Raw genomic sequence first — 16,284 nt, 5'->3', positions numbered from 1 at the left:
GGGGGAGATCATGGCGAAGGTAGCAATTGTCGGAAGCGGCTTCATCGGGCGAGCGTGGGCGATCAGCTTCGCTCGTGCCGGCCATGATGTGCGCATGTGGGATCAGGCGCCGGCCGCGGCCAGCGGTGCGCGCGACTATATCGCTGGGGTGCTCGGCGACCTTGCCGCCAACGATCTGCTGCGGGGACAGGCGGTCGATACCGTGCTTGGCCGCATCATCATTGTGGAGGAGCTTGGCGAGGCCTTGGCCGATGCCGTCCATGTCCAGGAGAACACGCCGGAAAACCTCGAGGTGAAGCGTGACGTGTTCTCCCGCATCGACGCACTTTCCGGTCCGCAGGCGGTGATCGCCAGTTCCACCTCGGCGCTGTTGCCGTCGAGATTCACCGATCATCTTGAGGGGCGCCATCGCTGCCTCGTCGTGCACCCGATCAATCCGCCCTATCTCATCCCGGCAGCGGAGGTGGTGCCGGCGCCATGGACCTCCGCCGAAACGGTGGAAAGGACCCGCGCGTTTCTTGTCGAGGCGGGCCATGCGCCACTGGTGATGAAGCGCGAGCTCGACGGCTTCATCATGAACCGCTTGCAAGGCGCGCTGTTGGAGGAGGCGTTTCGGCTCGTCGCCGACGGCTATGCCAGCGTCGAGGACGTCGACACTGGCCTGCGCGACGGGCTGGCGCTGCGCTGGTCGTTCATGGGTCCGTTCGAGACGGTCGACCTCAATGCACCCGGTGGTGTGCGCGACTATGTCGAGCGCTATCAGGCGATCTATTCCAACATCTTCCCTCAGATGCTGCGCCGCGTCGACTGGGCCGGCGAGGTCATGGAAACGGTCGAGGCCGAGCGTCGCAAGCGCCTGCCGCGGGAAGAACTCGGCGAACGGCAGGTCTGGCGCGACCGCCGGCTGATGGCGCTGGCGGCGCACAAGAAAAAGTCGGATCAGGAGTTTGGACAATGACGCAAACAAGCCGCAAGCCCGGCGCCCAGCAACCCAGCGGCAAGGTCATCATCACCTGCGCGGTGACGGGGGCGATCCACACGCCGACTATGTCGCCTTATCTACCGATCACGCCGGACCAGATCGCGCGCGAGGCGATCGCGGCGGCGGAGGCGGGTGCGGCGATCCTGCATCTGCATGCCCGCGACCCCGAGACCGGCAAGCCCGACCAGACGCCAGAGGCGTTCGCGCGTTTCCTGCCGCGCGTCAAGCAAGGCACCAATGCCGCCATCAACATCACCACCGGCGGCAGTCCTTACATGAAGGTGGAGGAGCGTGTGCGCCCCGCCGCCCAATTCAAGCCGGAGGTCGCCTCGCTCAACATGGGCTCGATCAATTTCGGGCTCTATCACCTCGCCGACAAATACGAGACGTTCAAGTTCGATTGGGAAAAGCCGCATCTGGAAACGACGCGTGATCTGGTCTTCCGCAACTCGTTCAAGGACATCGAATACATACTGGCAACCTGCTACGACAATGGGACGCGCTTCGAGTTCGAGTGCTACGACATCGCCCATCTCTATAACCTCTCCCATTTCGCCGATCGCGGGCTGGTGAAGCCGCCGTTCTTCGTGCAGTCGGTGTTCGGCCTGCTCGGCGGCATCGGCACGCACCCGGAAGACGTCGCCCATATGAAGCGCACCGCCGATCGCCTGTTCGGCGACCAGTTCCGCTGGTCGGTGCTGGGTGCGGGCGCCAGCCAGTTGCGCATCGCGGCACAATCGGCAGCGCTTGGCGGCAACATTCGCGTTGGGCTCGAAGACAGTCTTTGGGCCGGTAGGGGCAGGCTTGCCAAGTCGAATGCCGAGCAGGTGGTGCTCGCCCGCAAGATCGTCGAAGGCCTCGGCATGGAAGTGGCAACGCCCGACGAGGCCCGCGAAATCCTGTCATTGAAGGGCGGCGACCAGGTCGCGTTCTGACCGGTTTCTGCAAGGTTCGAACAGAGGAGGACGGCATGAAGATCGAAGTCGTGGTGGACGTGAAGACCACGCTGGGCGAGGGACCGCTGTGGGACGTTGAACAGGAGCGCCTCTACTGGATCGACAGTTTCGACGGGCGTGTGTTTCGGGCAACCGCCGACGGGAGCGAGATCCGTTGCTGGGACGTGCCGATGAAGATCGGTTCGATGGCATTGCGCAAGGACGGAGGTGGCGCGGTGGTATCGCTGCAGCGCGGTTTCCATCTGCTTGATTTCGCCACCGGCGAGGTGACGCCGATTCACGATCCGGAGCCGGACAGGCCGATGAACCGGCTCAATGGCGGCGACGTTGATAGAAAATTCGGGCACGAGCCGATCATAATAGTGGAAAACCGCAGGTCGCCCTGACGATGCTCTTACGATTGAGCCCACGAAAAAGCGCTTCAGAAAACGAAGAGCACCGATGGCGGCAGCACGACAGGCGGTGCGCCGGCTATCACCAGTCCTGTGTTGAGGGCAGGTTGGTTTCCGCTATCAACCGCTTCGTCATCGACCACAAGCTGCAGTCATAGCCCTTCGTCTGGACCGACGATCCCGACAAAATCATCACGGCCGCCGCGCGTGCACCAGGTGCTGGAGTCGATCCATAGCATTGACTATAGCAGTGTGGCGGTCCGCGAATGTCCGCTCTCCCAATAGGCAAGTTCGACCCCAAACAGACGTCCTCGTCAGTCTTTCGCTAGTCGACACGCAGGCCTCGATGGCGACGACGTCCGTGAACGACAGGATTGGAGCTTTCGGTACTGACATACGGTTCTACCTCAGGCAAAGAGCAAATCGTGGACTACGGCGCCCATCAGGACAACGATTGCGAGCAGGGAGACTGCAAAAGCGATCGTGCGCCAAGGCTGCATGGCCTTCAGATAGACTATCGAATGTACGATCCTGGCGACTACAAAAATTGCGAAAATGGGAATTGCAATTGCTGCCTTTCCTCCCGTGAAAACAAAGAGCAGGCCCAGCAGCAGAAATGGATAGATCGTGGCCTCGGCATTGCGGTGTGCGCGCAGGAGCCGCGCGACAGTTGGCGGGTCAATTTCTGACACGGGTACACCATAGCGAGCCCCATCCTCCGGATTGATTGCCACGCCACCCTTCGCGCGGATCGCCCCGCTGGAAGCCCAGAGCATCAGAAGATTAAGGCATAGAACGACGCAGGTGATGGCATACGCCACCAGAGCCGCATCTGCCGCTGTCCAGATTGATTGTTGCATCTAATGTTACTCGCCGCTGCTCGGAGCAGTTGACGGAGAGCTGGATGTCCGTTGTGCCATCGCGCCAATATGTGCGGCAAGGTTGTCCAATGTCTTGGCCGTTCCGGTGTCGATGCCCATTTTCAGATATTGCTCCAACCGTTCCGCCGAGCCGCACTCGATCCTCACCGTCAGAAACGTCTTGCCGCCAGTCTCGTCGAGAATGACACGCCCGATCGCCCCCATTGCTTCGAAGACGAGATGACGCGGCGGTGCGATCTCGCGATAGACGCCAGCGAACTGGTTGGCGCCAGGGGGATGCCGGTTGACGAACCTGAAGGCCCCTCCCGGACGCAGGTCGATCTCGCATTGTGCGAGCGGTTCGCCTGATGGATCCCACCAGCATGCCACATGCTCCGGCTGCGTCCATGCCTCGAAGACCTGTTCACAGGGCGCAGCAAGCACGCGCGTCAGAATGATCGTGTGCTTGTCCCGGTCGAGTATCAGGTCGGTGTTCGCGATCCCTGCCAGCATGCTACTTCTCCTTTTTGCCCATTTTTTCGAGGTGGCGATCCAGATTGTCGAGCCTGTCTTCCCATTGGCTGCGAAACGGCTCTACCCAGTCGGCAATATCCTTGAGAGCCGTTGTCACCAGCTTGCGCGGTCGCCGCTGCGCATCACGTCCGCGTTCGATGAAACCCGCATCCTCCAGCACCTTGAGATGCTTGGAGATCGTGGGTTGACTGAGTTCGAATGGTGCCAGCAGTTCCGACACCGTGGCTTCGCCCGTCGCAAGGCGGGCCAGGATCGCGCGTCGCGTGGGATCGGAGAGGGCCGAGAATGCCTTGCTCAGACGGTCGCCGGTGGGTCCATATATTGCCATATGACTATATAGCCATATGGCGATTAACGAGTCAAGACCTTAGATAAGAGGCCGTCGGCTAGGCACGACGATTGCCTCGGGTGGGCGGGCTTCTTTTGCTTACCCTATCCGAGGAGTCCGAAGGGTATGTCTGGGGAAGCCGCTCCAGATTGCCAATCGTTTTCCTGTTGAGCTGCATACCGATTGCCTATTCGGCACCGGGCGGAAATGTTTCAATGGCCAGGACCTCCAAGCCGTCAATTTCTTGCATCACCTTTCCAGCGATGCCTTGCAAGTCGCCGTACATCCCCGCGGTCGACTCGATTACGCCTTGTATTTGAGCCTCCCGCTTGGCCCACAGGCGTGTTGTGGCCTTGCGTTCCTTGGCCAGGTCCTCCTGCATATCAGAGAACTTTTCGACGATGGCCTCGACGCGATGGCGGAACCGCGGACCGGTCAGATAGCCATAGACCTGCTCCATTTTGGTGGCTTGGCCGTCCTGGGCGAGGCGGGAGTTCGCCAGCTCGATGAGTGATTGTCGCAGCATGATTGCGATCGGCATCGCGCATTTGGGATGGGCGACATAGACCCCGTCCAGAAGATCGAAGGTTTCCACACCGGCAGGCAGAGCTTCCGAGATCATAAGCGCAATGTCCGCCTTTGCGGCCCGCTGATCAGCCCTGAGCTTCCCCAACCAACCCTGGCTCCAGTTCTTGGTGCGTTTCGATTCCCACAAAATGGCGCCGCATGGCTGGCCGGCCGGTCCGACGACGCGGTGCAGGACATCTCCGCCGAACTCACCCTTGGCAACCGGTTCAATGACGTCCATCGGGAACCGGCCGGCAATGAGGGCTTCCAGCTGAAGCTCCAGAACTTCACCCTGCAGCTGCTGGGAACCCTGTTCCGCACGGCGCTTCAGCTCCTCAATCTGACGCTGCATGCCTGCGATCTGTTCTTCCTTTTCCGCGACCTTCATTTTGAGCCCGTCTTCCGCTTCCGACCTCGCCTTGACGCGAACGGCGTCCAGCCCCTCCTGGATCTTCCTTTCGATGGTCAGCGCCATCTCCCGGCTTTCGTCGTCAAGCGCACGCTGCTTTTTCAGGAATTCCGCCTGTTGCTGCTGGGCCTCGGTGAGCTTTTCGTCGCGCGCCTTCAACGTCGCCTCCAGCTCGGCAAGCTTCGTATCCTTGTCCTCCAGGTCTACCGAAAGCAGCAATTTTGCCTTGCGGGCTTCCTCGACCGCGATTCCGGCACGCTCAAGCTTAATTTGCCCAGCCACCTGGTTGGCGATGTCCTCTTTGGCGGCGACGATCTCGGCCTGCTGGCGCTTGAGCTCCTCTTCTCTGGCAGCCATCGATGCCTTGCTCTGCGCCAGGCGCATTTCGTATTCTTCACGCGTGGCGGCAATCAAAGGGGCCGCGAGCGACTCATTGAGCTTGATTTCCGTCTTGCAGCTTGGGCAGCTGATTGTCGGTTCATTGAGAATCCTGTCCCCCTGCAGCATGGTATTGATGGGCTGGACGGTCATCTGCGCGCTGCCTCCCTGAGGAATCAGTTAAAGGACACGCCAGACTATATATCTCGCCACGCGTTTTCGGAAAAGAACAAAAAGTGAACCAATTTTCTGCGGCTCCATGAAGTCCATGTGATCGGCGATGTATCTGCGCGTGCTGACTGAGAAGGCGAGGGCCCGGGAGCCACCATGGTCGCCGTATCGAGAAGCAGTCTCATGCAGGCATATTGGATATCGCGTGCGATATTGCAAGAGGACCGAGCTTTTCGTAAATTGCCTGGCTTGGGAATTCCAAATCGCAGTGCTCAAGTATTTGCACGCCACACTACGACCGCGCGGCAACTGAACTTGTCTTGCCGATCATCACGCCGCTCAATGCCCTCGATCTATACAGAAGAGCGGGCATGCCATGGTGGACGAGGCCAAACCTGGGAACGACAGCGCAAGTCACGATTACAGGGCTGACATGTCGGCACGAGATATGGTTGAACGAGCCGTCCTGTCGATCGCCCGTTTGTTGGGTCGACGGGCTGCTCGGGAGCATTTCGAGGAATTGCAGGCGGCCAACGACAACAATGTCCACCTCTTGAGAAAACACCGTCAGAAGGGGAGGGTGGGGCGCGAGGAGAGGGCGTAGGGCGCCCCGCGCTCCGGTGCTGGCCCGTTCGATGCGGGTAAGGACCGGAGGCCCGCCAAGAAATCAGTACGGCTATTTTCGAACGATGCCGCGCAATCGACGCTGCGCCGCCGTCTCTTTGATCACGCCAGCAATTTTGCGGACAAATGCGGGGCTGAACGCGCCGATCGGCGTCGTCGTCACCAGATCATAGGCTTCATCGACCGGCACCCGGTTAAATTCGTCCAGGATCAGCCATGACGGATAGTCGAGGCCGCCGCGGCGGCATTCGATTTCGCTGATGGCGAGATGCGGGCGCGACCGGTGGGGTTTTTGCGAAGTCAGCGGAAAGAGAAACAAGGCTGGGCGTTGCTAGCGTCCGGACAACGATGCAAACCGGCCTCGCCTTGCGTCCGGATTCCTCGCCGGCGTCTGCTTCCCGCGCCCATAGGTAATAATATCGGAGCAGATCGCCAGCTTTAAGCATCGGGCGTGTCGCCGGAAATTATGGCATCCAGTCCTGTCATGAGTTCATTGTGGACTTCATCCGGTGCGTCCTCGATCGTATAGGCGACCGAATGCGGCTGGCCGACGAGCTGGTGGTACTGAGCAGCGGACAGGATGACGAGCTTTTCCTTGCCGCGCTTGGTCAGGGCCACCGGCTCGATCAATGCCGTTTCGAGGATTTCGCCTGACACGCGATTCATGTCGGAGAATGTGAATTGCTTCATCGCCGTACTTCCTTTTAAAGTACCTACAATAGGTAATTCACGTAAGAAAAGCAAGAATGGTGGCGCCCACGCGCCACCTTTCCTATCAGCATCGACCCGCTCGAAAGAGCGGCATTGTCCGTTCATTGCTGAGTGCGGCGCGGTTGGTCTGGAACGTGTGGCCGTCCCAATCCTTCCATGCCTCCCAGCCTGGGGTCGGAGCAAGAACAGTTCCCAGCGACACGAGGTTGAACGGAGCATGAACGTCATGCGGCGTGGCGTAACCGAGCCGGAAGTCTGAGCGACCGGAAGCTTTCACGCATCTGATGTTCTGTATCCCAGGTATAGATGCCGGTCAGATTAATGTGTTCCCAGCTCAGCGGCGAGACGTGCTTGAGCGGATGATCCGGGATCTCGCGGTGCATTTTGCGCAAGTGGGTGACGGCCCGTTCGATATAGACCGTATTCCAATGCACGATCGCGCTAACGATGAGGTTGAGGCCGGAGGCGCGGAGCGCCGCCGTCGCCGCGCCGGTCGCGCCAGCCATCGATCGTATCGGAGCGGCTGACCGCCGTGACGTGCGCTGGAACGATGTAGACGAGCCTAAGGACCGATTAACCATAGACAGAACTTCTGCTATTGCCGAACAAGCGGATATTCCTCCGGAAGCTCATCATCCATGGCTAAGGCAGCCGGGGCTATAATACCTGCAGCGCATGGCCGAATCTGCTCGCGTTCGCACTATTTCACGGCTTTCACTTCCACGCGCCGGTTGAGAGCGCGCCCCGAATCCGTGGCATTGTCAGCGATCGGCTCCATTAGCCCGCGGCCGTCACCACTATAAACGAGGTTGACAAAACAGATGGCTACACCGGGCTCAACGAGGCTATGTTGGGTCCCGCGGGCATGGTGGCTGATCAGGTACGCCATAGCTGCGAGTAAATGCGGCACCGCGGGCTCGGCCCGACCGGTGCAGGCCGATATTCCCAAAAACCTGCGTATGAAGTTACTCGGTCTTTCCACTTCCGCGCTGCTAACCACGATGAATTCCGCGGCCGCCCTGTCGTACTGCGCGCCAGATGACGAACCTTGTCGGCAATCTACCGATTTTCCGATTCTTATTCTATTCGGAGTTCTGGTTGTGATGGCGATGGTCTCCAAAGTCATCACATATTTCCGGCAGAAACAGGGGCGAAAATAACGGAGTGGGCGGCTGCGCATAACGGGCGGCGCGCTATAAACTTGGAGTCAATGTTTAATCACTGGGCTGCCTATGCAGCGTTTGAGGGCAACTGTGAAGCGGCTTTTTATCGCGGTTCTGGTCGCATCTGTGGTTCTTAGTTCTCAGGCTAGGTCCGCAGTCGATCCAATGATCAAGGCCGAACAGAGCGCGCTAATCAGATGTAATTTGGGGTGGGCCGCAAAACTAGCGGTCCAGCCTGGCGCCCCGAGTACCTTAGCAAGAAAAGCGCAGCAATTGTGCGCGGGAGAAGACGCAACGTACGACCGCGTGGTGCGATTGTCCCTTCGTTACAAGGTGATCGCCGACAGATACATGCGCAAAATACATGCCTCTCAATTGAGGTCTAATGCAGCGATGATTGTTAAAGTCCGCGCTCTGATGAAAAAGAGAAGGCCATAACTCCCCTCGGCTGCTATGCGCAGATCGGCTTGCGGATGATAGTCTCAGTGATCGCTGCGGCCTTACTCAATGCTCTCTGAAGTCCTGCAGCGAAGCGTGACGTAGATCCTCTTCGCCGCGCATATGCTTCACGCGGCCGATTAGCCCCAGCTTGACGGGTCGTGACCTAGGAGAATCCGCTGACTAATTTCTTTGTCCAGCTTGCAATTGCGAGCCCGCAAGCGACGCCGACACAATCGGCAAACCAGTCGAACATATCCATGTCGCGGCCTATCATTTGCATGCCCTGGAGGATCTCGATCGCGGCGCCGGTAAGAGCAAGAAAAATGGTCAGTCTTGCCCTGTGCTCTGGCCAACCGAGACTGCCGATAGCCGTCAACACGACGAAAGCTGCGGCGTGATTGAGCTTGTCATCATGAGAGGTGAAGCCGAAGCCAAAATTCTGCAAAAGCCACTCCGGTGAGAGTGCGAGCACGAGGACACCGGCCAGTGTGACCAGAAAAGCAGTCCTTGCTGCGATGGGAAAAGATCTTGCACGCAAAAAAATGGGGTCACTCCTTTTCCGACGTTACAGGCCGGTACTTCGAACATAGCCGTCCGCACGTAGCGGCACATCGGAACAGAGTCCACTGCCGCGGGAGGGCTAGGCAAAAGCCATTAGCTGGCCTTCCGCGTTCAATGCGGCAGGATCAGGGCGGGCGCCAACTACCCGAGAGCTGAGCCGGTCTTGCTCCAGCATTTTCGGCACGCGCCGTCTGCACCATTTGCGAAGTTCGTCGCGGGAGCCCGAGAGCTGCTCTCGTTGGCGACCGGGTGGGCATCATCGGCGGAATGAACTCGGGACGGCCGGCGCCGGTACTACAATTTTACGCACCCAGTCAATACTAGGCACAAAGCTTATATTAGCCAGAGCGAACGGAGCGTGATTCTGGAAGGGCCGCGATGCTGCGGACCGCGTCCTTCATCTACGACCGCACAAGATTGTCAACAATCTGTAAAAGTTTTGTTGACAGATAATAGATTTGAGCCCTCACTCACAAAACTCCGCGTATCGGTCGAGTTCTGTCGCAACAATGCGCGGCCTCCAAAGGGGAAAGAACAATGATCAATAGACGTTCAATAATCACATTCGCCGCGCTCGGCACCGTCTCTGCGCTGGCAATCATGGCCGGCGGCACAATCACGGTGCACGCCGCCAACAAGGAACTCAAGATCGGCTTTGTCGGCGTGACGAGTGGCGCGGCCGCTGCGTGGGGCACATCCAACGTCCGCTCGATGCAGACGCGCGCCGCCTGGATCAACGAAACCGGCGGTGTGAAGATTGGTGACGAGACCTATGACATCAAAATCGTCACCTTCGACGATCAGAAGGACCCCAAGCGGGCGATCGCCGGCATGGAGAAGATGGCCCAGGAGGGCATCCACTATGTCGTCGGTCCGAATGTTGACGATGGCGCGGCGGCGGTGCGTCCCGTGGCAGAATCCAAGGGCATCATCTATTTTCCCTACGCATTCCCGAAGGAACTCTACACCCCACCGGCGTCCAACGCTGTGCTCGGCATGATCGCCAACTACCAGTCAGCTCCGGCGATCTACAAATATCTCATGGAAAACAGGGGCGTGAGAAAAGTTGCCTTTGTCGCCGCCAACGAATCCGATCCGCTGAGCCAGCGGGATGGCGGTGTTGCCGCGGCAAAGGCGCTCGGACTTGAGGTTGTGGCTGCCACGGACGTCTACCAAAACGATACCCGCGATTTCACACCGGTACTGACGCCGATCGTTCTGCAAAAACCGGACCTGCTGGTGCTTTCGGGTGTCGCGCCCGGCAATGCGCCGCTGCTGATCCGCGCCGCGCGCGAGCTCGGCTACGAAGGTCTGATCTCCACCGAAACGGCGCAGGATGCCAAGGTGCTGGAAGAGGGCGCGGGTGAGTTGGCCAACGGCTTCATCTCAGTCGGCGGCGCATCGACGCCCGAAATCGCGTCCGACATGATGAAGGAGTTCGTCGACCGCTATACGAAAATGTTCGGTGAATACAATGACGAATCCAACACCAAGGTCTACGCGCTCGAATACATCATCGAGACGCTGAAGGCGAACCCGGCCGCGATCGACAATGTCGAGGAGTTCAAGAAGACGATCGACACTTTCTCGGCGCCCAATCCCTATCTGAAGGGCGATGCCAAGCTGACCTATGTCGGAATGACGTCGTTTGGCCAGAAGCGCCAGCTTTCGGTCCCGATGGTGGTCACGGAATACCGCGACGGCAAGTTCGAGACGCTCTTCGTCGCTCAAGTCGATTGACGCAACTGCACTGAAGCGGATTGCCGCAGAGGCTCGTGCATTCGTCTTGAGCCTCTGAATGGCCGGGGAACCATCCTGATGGAACAAGTCATCGCCAACGGGCTCTATCTTGGCGCGCAATACGCCTTGATCGCGCTCGGTCTGACCCTGATCTTCGCGCTGATGAACGTGCTTAACTTTGCCCATGGGCAGATGTACGTTCTCGGCGGCTTCATCACCTACACCGTCTATGGCCAGCTCGGCATGCCTTTCGTCGTCGCGCTCGTTGCGTCCGGGATCACGCTGCTGGTTATTGGAGCGCTGGTCGAGAAATTCCTTTTCAGAACGGTGATCAAGCGAAGCGTGCGGGAGGAAAGTACGATGCTTCTCGCGGCGGCGGTCGCATTCTTCCTCGACGCCGTGATCCTCCTCCTGTTCGGTGAAAAGCAGCGCGGCGTGCCGAAGATCGTCAACGGCGTCTTCGTCTCCGACAGCCTCATAATGCCTTACGACCGGCTGCTGGTCGGCGCACTCGCCATACTGTTCATCGCCTCCTTCGTGCTTTTCATGCAGTACAGCAAACCGGGACGCGCCATGCGGGCGCTGGCGCAGGACCGGGTCGCGGCGCAGCTTATGGGCGTCGAGGTCGACCGCTATTCGATGATCGGCTTTGCGCTCGGCGCCATGCTTGCCGGCATAGTCGGCGGGCTGCTGGTCGCCATCACCGGCGTCAATTCGGGCATCGGCGGCCCGATCTCGATCAAGGCGTTCTTGATGGTGATGATCGGCGGGGCCGGCGTGGTCAGCGGAGCGATCGCCGGCGGCTTCATCCTCGGCATGATGGAATCGGTCGGCCTGACGGTGCTACGCCAATATGGCGACGTCACTTATCTCGTCATCTTCGCCGCGCTGATGGTGTTCCTGAGCATCCGCCCGAACGGGCTCATGGGCAAGCCGTGGGGGTGATCGACATGAAGCGTACACGCAACATCCTCGGCGTCGCTCTCTTCCTGCTGGTCGTACTCATCGGCGTGCCCTGGCTGATCGAGGCGACCGGTCGGCTCGACCTCTACTACACGCTGACTTCGGTCGCGCTGCTCAGCATCGCCAGCGCCGGGGTGTGGGTGACTTTCTACATCGGCCGCATCAATATCGGCCAGGGCGCCTTCGCGCTTATGGGCGGCTATGTTTCGGCCATCCTTGTCGTCCAGCATGGTGTGTCGTTCTGGCTGACACTGCCGCTGGCTGGGCTGTTCTGCGCCGCTGCAAGCGTGCTGATCGGGCTGCCCATCCTCAGGCTTCGCGGCGTCTATTTCGCCATGGTCACGCTGGTTTTGACCGAAGTGGCGCGGCTGCTCGCGCTGGCACTGCCGATCACCAACGGAGCCAAAGGCATGGTCAGCATTCCGCTCCCCGGCGGCATCTCGATCTTCGGGCTGAGCATCCTTCCGGATTTCGCGACGCTCGCCAATCCGCGTCCCGCCTTCTATCTCGTCTCGGTTGCGCTGATGGTGCTGTGCTTTGCCGGGCTTTACCGCCTTGTCCATTCGCGCATCGGCAAACTCTGCCAGTCGTTGCAGCAGAACGAGGAACTGGCCTCCTCGATCGGCGTCAACATCGCCTATTTGCGCGTCATCGCCTATGCCATCTCCTCATTCCTCGGCGGTCTCGGCGGTGCGATGTTCGTCGCCATCTCGCAATCGATCTATCCGTCGAGCTTCACCGTCACCGACTCGGTGAACTTCATGCTGAACTGCTTCCTCGGCGGGCTCGGCCACGTCTTCGGGCCGATGATCGGCACCTTCGTGCTCTATTTCGGCTGGGATTTCCTGTTCGAGACCGGCGAGTTCCAGTTGCTGATCTTCTCTTCGGTGCTGATCGCGCTGATGCTGTTCCTTCCCAACGGCCTGCTCAGCCTCAGGCTGTTCGGCAAGAAGCAGGGCTAGGACCATGACTGAGCTTCTCCAGATCAAGGCAGTGACCAAACGCTTCGGCGGGCTGGTCGCGGTCAACAATGTTTCCTTCGCGGTCCGCGAACGCGAGATCCTTTCCGTCATCGGCCCCAACGGCGCCGGCAAGTCGACGCTGTTCAAGCTGATTTCCTCTTTCCTCAATCCGACCTCGGGCGAAGTGCTGTTCCGGGGAGAGCGGATTTCAGGCCTGGCGCCGCATATCGTCGCCCGGAAGGGCGTGGTGCGCACGTTCCAGGAGACGACGATCTTCAAGGGCATGACGGTGCGCGACAATGTCATAATCGCGCATCACCTGCGTTCCAATGCCAGCCTTGCCGGCTTCTATCTCGGCACGAATACCGCACGGCGCGACGAGGATGAATTCGGCCGCTCGGCCGACGAGATCATCGACTTCCTGGGTCTCGGCGCGCAACGGCATGAGATCGCCAGCACGCTGCCGCACGGCCATCTGCGCGCGCTCGGGATTGCCATCGGGCTCGCCACGAACCCGACCGTGCTTCTGCTCGACGAGCCCTTCGCCGGCATGAACCATGACGAAACCGTGCGCGCGGTGGAGATGGTGCGCGGCGTGCGAAAGCGCGGCGTGACGGTCCTGCTGGTCGAGCACGATATGCCCGCCGTCATGAACATTTCCGACCGCATCGTCGTCCTGAACTTCGGTGTGAAAATCGCCGAGGGAACGCCGAAGGAAATCCAGGAGAACGAAAAGGTCATCGAGGCCTATCTCGGCGCCGAAGATGAGACGATCGGATTTTAGCCATGAGCGAACTGCTGAAAGTCTCGGACGTCGAACTCTACTACGACCATGTCTATGCACTGAAGGGTGTGTCGCTGAGCGTCAACGAGGGCGAGACGGTAGCGCTGATCGGCGCGAACGGCGCGGGCAAATCTTCGATCCTGCGCGCCATCACCGGCCTGAAGAAGGTCCGCAGCGGCGAGATTCATTTCCAGGGCCACCGCATCGACGGAACGCGCCCGGACGAGCTGGTCAGGATGGGCATCGCCATGGTACCTGAGGGTCGGCGCGTCTTTTCCTACATGACGGTGCGCGACAATCTGATGATGGGCGCCTTCACCCGAACCGACAAGGCCGAAATCGCAAGGACGCTGGACATGGTGCTCGGGCGCTTCCCGCGCCTGAAGGAACGCTATTCCCAGACGGCGGGTACGATGAGCGGCGGCGAACAGCAGATGCTGGTGATCGGGCGGGCGCTGATGGCCAAACCGAAGCTTCTGCTGCTCGATGAACCCTCGCTCGGCGTCGCGCCGAAGCTCGTTCAGGACATCGCCCGCTCGATCGTCGCGATCAACCGCGACGAAAAGGTCAGCGTTCTGCTGGTCGAGCAGAATTCGCGCATGGCGCTGCGCATCTCGCAGCGTGCCTACGCACTGACGACCGGAAAGATCGCGCTGGCCGGACATTCGGCTGAGCTGCTTGGCGACGACCGGGTCAAGAAACTCTATCTCGGCGGCGAAATATGAAAGCGCAAATGGACGTACTCGTCGTCAATCCCAACACCACCGCGTCCATGACCGAAAAGATCGGCGAGGCGGCGCGCCGCGCGGCTTCGGCCGGCACCAGGATCATCGCCGTCAATCCGAAGGACGGGCCGCCGAGCGTCGAAGGCTATTTCGACGAGGTCTTCGCCATCCCGGGAATGATCGGCGAGATCCAAAAACATCCGGCGGCGAGCGCCTGCGTCATCGCCTGCTTCGACGACACCGGCCTCGACGCAGTACGCTGCGTCGGCGAGATGCCGGTGGTCGGTATCGGCGAAGCGGCGTTTCACATGGCGAGCCTGATTGCCGGCAAGTTCAGCGTGGTGACGACGCTGTCGCGTTCGGTGCCGGCGATCGAGCACAATCTGGTGCGCTACGGCCTCGCCAGCCGCTGCGCCAGGGTGCGGGCCAGCGACGTTCCCGTTCTGGAGCTCGAAGTGCCCGGCTCCAACGCCCGCCAACGAATTTCGGAGGAGATCGAGCGCGCCATCCGCGACGACCGGGCCGAAGCGATTGTGCTGGGATGCGCCGGCATGGCCGACCTCGCCGCCGCGCTCAGCCGCGAACATAGGCTTCCCGTGCTCGACGGCGTCGCCTGCGCAGTAAAACTCTGTGAGAGCCTCGTCGGCCTTGGCCTGTCGACCTCAAAGCGCGGCGGCTACCAGGTTCCACTCGAAAAATCCTTCGCCGGAATCTTTGCGTCCTTTTCGCCCTCCGGCCGTGTATCCTGATGCGTGCAAAATTGTTGACATTCCCACACAGGATGTTCGATGTCCGGCCGGAAACGCGGTGTTCGCGCCGCTAAGCGATCCGGCCGCCGGGACAATGAGACGATGGACCTGCTTGGGCCAAAGCCACGGGATGGCGACAAGCCGACGATGCGCTGGTTTCCGGTCTATGCCGGCCTGCGCGACGCCATCGTCAGCCACCGCCTCGCACCGGGCACAAAACTACCCGAGGACGAACTCGCCTCGATCTATTCGGTGAGCCGCGCGGTGATACGCGCGGCGCTGCAGGCGCTGTCGCATGACCGCTTGGCTCGGCTCGAGCCGAACCGCGGCGCGTTCGTCGCCCAGCCGACCAAGCAGGAAGCGCGCGAGGTGTTCGAAGCGCGGGCGCTGATCGAGCCCAAGGTCGCCGCGCTTGCCGCCGAAGTGGCAAAGCCGGCCGAGATCGCGCAACTGCGGCTTCATCTCGAAAAAGAGCACGAGGCCCTGCATGCCGGCCGCGACAGCGACGCCATCATGCTGTCGGCAAAATTCCATGTCGGCATCGCCCAAATCGCCGGCCATTCTATCCTGACCGGTTTCGTCAAAGACCTGCTGTCGCGGTCGTCGCTGATCATCGCGCTCTACTGGCGCCGCCGCGACACCACCTGCGAAAGCCACGCCCATCACGCCCTCGTCGATGCCATCGAAAAGCACGACGCACAAAACGCGTCCGACCTGATGCAAAGCCACCTCGTCGAACTTCTGTCGGGCCTTGATCTGTCGCTTGGCGAGAAGAAGCCCGAGAGCCTGTCGGACATCTTGCGCTGATCTGCGCTGTCAAACTCTTCGCCAAGCTTCGCATTGCACATGTCGTCGCGATGCTGGACGAATATCGGATCACCCGCAACCGACACCGGCCAACGAAGCTCGCGCGTAAGTGGCTCTCAAAGCTGGTAAAGCCGAAGTGCCATACTGGATCGCCCCCGATCGGGCGCTCACGGCGACGCCAGGATGCACGTCAACCCGCAATTCTGACCTGGCGCCTACCTCTGAAACGTCCCAATGCGACGTTTCTACTTGCCAGTAACGCGACGTTCGAACTTGGTTGCAACATGATCCCAGGTTGATTGGCGATCCTGCCCCCCGTCCACCCGGTTCCGAAACGGCACCATGCGCCATCTCGGGACGTTCGCCAATGCGGCGGGGAACTTCGCGATCCGACCGATAGTGTTGAAAAAGTCCGGGTTGCAGCAGTCCTGAAGCACTTCTCTATTCGGCATGTTGAGGTCAAGCGCTTTCGAGCTT

General features: G+C 60.2%; 18 protein-coding genes and 1 pseudogene. 10 read left to right on the top strand and 9 right to left on the bottom strand.

Features of this window, described 5'->3' with window-relative positions; genetic code table 11:
* The first annotated feature begins 10 nt into the window (after positions 1-10).
* From NKH33_RS30450 to NKH33_RS30440, 3 genes are read left to right on the top strand one after another with little or no spacing between them, the layout of a single operon-like run.
* Positions 11-958, top strand: a complete 948-nt coding sequence (locus tag NKH33_RS30450) for a 3-hydroxyacyl-CoA dehydrogenase (RefSeq protein ID WP_352923057.1) — start codon at positions 11-13, stop codon at positions 956-958.
* Positions 955-1,917, top strand: a complete 963-nt coding sequence (kce, locus tag NKH33_RS30445) for a 3,5-dioxohexanoate:acetyl-CoA acetone transferase (protein ID WP_352473186.1) — start codon at positions 955-957, stop codon at positions 1,915-1,917. Before NKH33_RS30450 ends, kce begins: the two co-directional genes overlap by 4 nt.
* 35 nt (positions 1,918-1,952) lie before the next feature.
* Positions 1,953-2,324, top strand: a complete 372-nt coding sequence (locus NKH33_RS30440; protein WP_352923055.1) for an SMP-30/gluconolactonase/LRE family protein — start codon at positions 1,953-1,955, stop codon at positions 2,322-2,324.
* Between the two features lie 413 nt (positions 2,325-2,737).
* Here NKH33_RS30440 and NKH33_RS30435 read toward each other — a convergent pair whose 3' ends face one another.
* The 8 genes and pseudogenes from NKH33_RS30435 to NKH33_RS30400 all read right to left on the bottom strand — a co-directional run bounded on the left by NKH33_RS30435 (position 2,738) and on the right by NKH33_RS30400 (position 8,961).
* Positions 2,738-3,190 (bottom strand): MAPEG family protein, encoded by a 453-nt coding sequence (locus NKH33_RS30435; RefSeq protein WP_352473188.1) that lies wholly within the window; start codon positions 3,188-3,190, stop codon positions 2,738-2,740.
* Positions 3,191-3,196: 6 nt separating this feature from the next.
* Positions 3,197-3,703: an SRPBCC family protein gene (locus NKH33_RS30430; RefSeq protein WP_352473189.1), complete on the bottom strand. Its 507-nt coding sequence runs from the start codon at positions 3,701-3,703 to the stop codon at positions 3,197-3,199.
* A 1-nt stretch (position 3,704) separates the two neighbouring features.
* Positions 3,705-4,052, bottom strand: a complete 348-nt coding sequence (locus tag NKH33_RS30425) for an ArsR/SmtB family transcription factor (RefSeq protein ID WP_352473191.1) — start codon at positions 4,050-4,052, stop codon at positions 3,705-3,707.
* Positions 4,053-4,239: 187 nt separating this feature from the next.
* Positions 4,240-5,559 (bottom strand): DUF2130 domain-containing protein, encoded by a 1,320-nt coding sequence (locus NKH33_RS30420; protein ID WP_352923053.1) that lies wholly within the window; start codon positions 5,557-5,559, stop codon positions 4,240-4,242.
* A 694-nt stretch (positions 5,560-6,253) separates the two neighbouring features.
* On the bottom strand, positions 6,254-6,520 hold the full coding sequence (locus NKH33_RS30415; RefSeq protein ID WP_352503773.1) for a hypothetical protein: 267 nt from the start codon (positions 6,518-6,520) through the stop codon (positions 6,254-6,256).
* Between the two features lie 119 nt (positions 6,521-6,639).
* A complete protein-coding gene (locus NKH33_RS30410; protein WP_352773274.1) occupies positions 6,640-6,891 on the bottom strand; it encodes a type II toxin-antitoxin system Phd/YefM family antitoxin in 252 nt (83 codons plus the stop codon).
* Positions 6,892-7,136: 245 nt separating this feature from the next.
* A pseudogene (locus NKH33_RS30405) lies at positions 7,137-7,388 on the bottom strand (Tn3 family transposase); the annotation flags it as partial.
* Between the two features lie 1,291 nt (positions 7,389-8,679).
* Positions 8,680-8,961, bottom strand: a complete 282-nt coding sequence (locus NKH33_RS30400; RefSeq protein ID WP_352503771.1) for a VanZ family protein — start codon at positions 8,959-8,961, stop codon at positions 8,680-8,682.
* A gap of 653 nt (positions 8,962-9,614) precedes the next feature.
* Here NKH33_RS30400 and NKH33_RS30395 point away from each other — a divergent pair.
* From NKH33_RS30395 to NKH33_RS30365, 7 genes are all read left to right on the top strand, one after another.
* Positions 9,615-10,817, top strand: coding sequence for an ABC transporter substrate-binding protein (locus NKH33_RS30395; protein WP_352474565.1), 1,203 nt, complete (start codon positions 9,615-9,617; stop codon positions 10,815-10,817).
* Between the two features lie 78 nt (positions 10,818-10,895).
* On the top strand, positions 10,896-11,762 hold the full coding sequence (locus NKH33_RS30390; RefSeq protein ID WP_352452194.1) for a branched-chain amino acid ABC transporter permease: 867 nt from the start codon (positions 10,896-10,898) through the stop codon (positions 11,760-11,762).
* A gap of 5 nt (positions 11,763-11,767) precedes the next feature.
* Positions 11,768-12,742, top strand: a complete 975-nt coding sequence (locus NKH33_RS30385) for a branched-chain amino acid ABC transporter permease (RefSeq protein ID WP_352923050.1) — start codon at positions 11,768-11,770, stop codon at positions 12,740-12,742.
* A gap of 4 nt (positions 12,743-12,746) precedes the next feature.
* On the top strand, positions 12,747-13,526 hold the full coding sequence (locus tag NKH33_RS30380; protein ID WP_352474568.1) for an ABC transporter ATP-binding protein: 780 nt from the start codon (positions 12,747-12,749) through the stop codon (positions 13,524-13,526).
* A gap of 2 nt (positions 13,527-13,528) precedes the next feature.
* Complete coding sequence (locus tag NKH33_RS30375) at positions 13,529-14,251, top strand: ABC transporter ATP-binding protein (RefSeq protein ID WP_352503769.1); 723 nt, start codon at positions 13,529-13,531, stop codon at positions 14,249-14,251.
* 8 nt (positions 14,252-14,259) lie between these two features.
* Positions 14,260-15,000 (top strand): aspartate/glutamate racemase family protein, encoded by a 741-nt coding sequence (locus NKH33_RS30370; protein ID WP_352503768.1) that lies wholly within the window; start codon positions 14,260-14,262, stop codon positions 14,998-15,000.
* 102 nt (positions 15,001-15,102) lie between these two features.
* Positions 15,103-15,807 carry a GntR family transcriptional regulator gene (locus NKH33_RS30365; protein ID WP_352474573.1) on the top strand — a complete coding sequence of 235 codons (705 nt, stop codon included), beginning with the start codon at positions 15,103-15,105 and terminating at the stop codon, positions 15,805-15,807.
* 245 nt (positions 15,808-16,052) lie between these two features.
* Here the strand turns inward: NKH33_RS30365 and NKH33_RS30360 are convergent.
* Positions 16,053-16,284: hypothetical protein (locus NKH33_RS30360; RefSeq protein WP_352923048.1), on the bottom strand; the 232-nt coding region annotated here is incomplete at its 5' end.

This window comes from Mesorhizobium sp. M1182, assembly GCF_040318335.1.
Lineage (GTDB): Bacteria > Pseudomonadota > Alphaproteobacteria > Rhizobiales > Rhizobiaceae > Mesorhizobium.
Note: the sequence above shows the minus strand (reverse complement) of the source record. Positions and strands in the feature narration are given on the sequence as shown.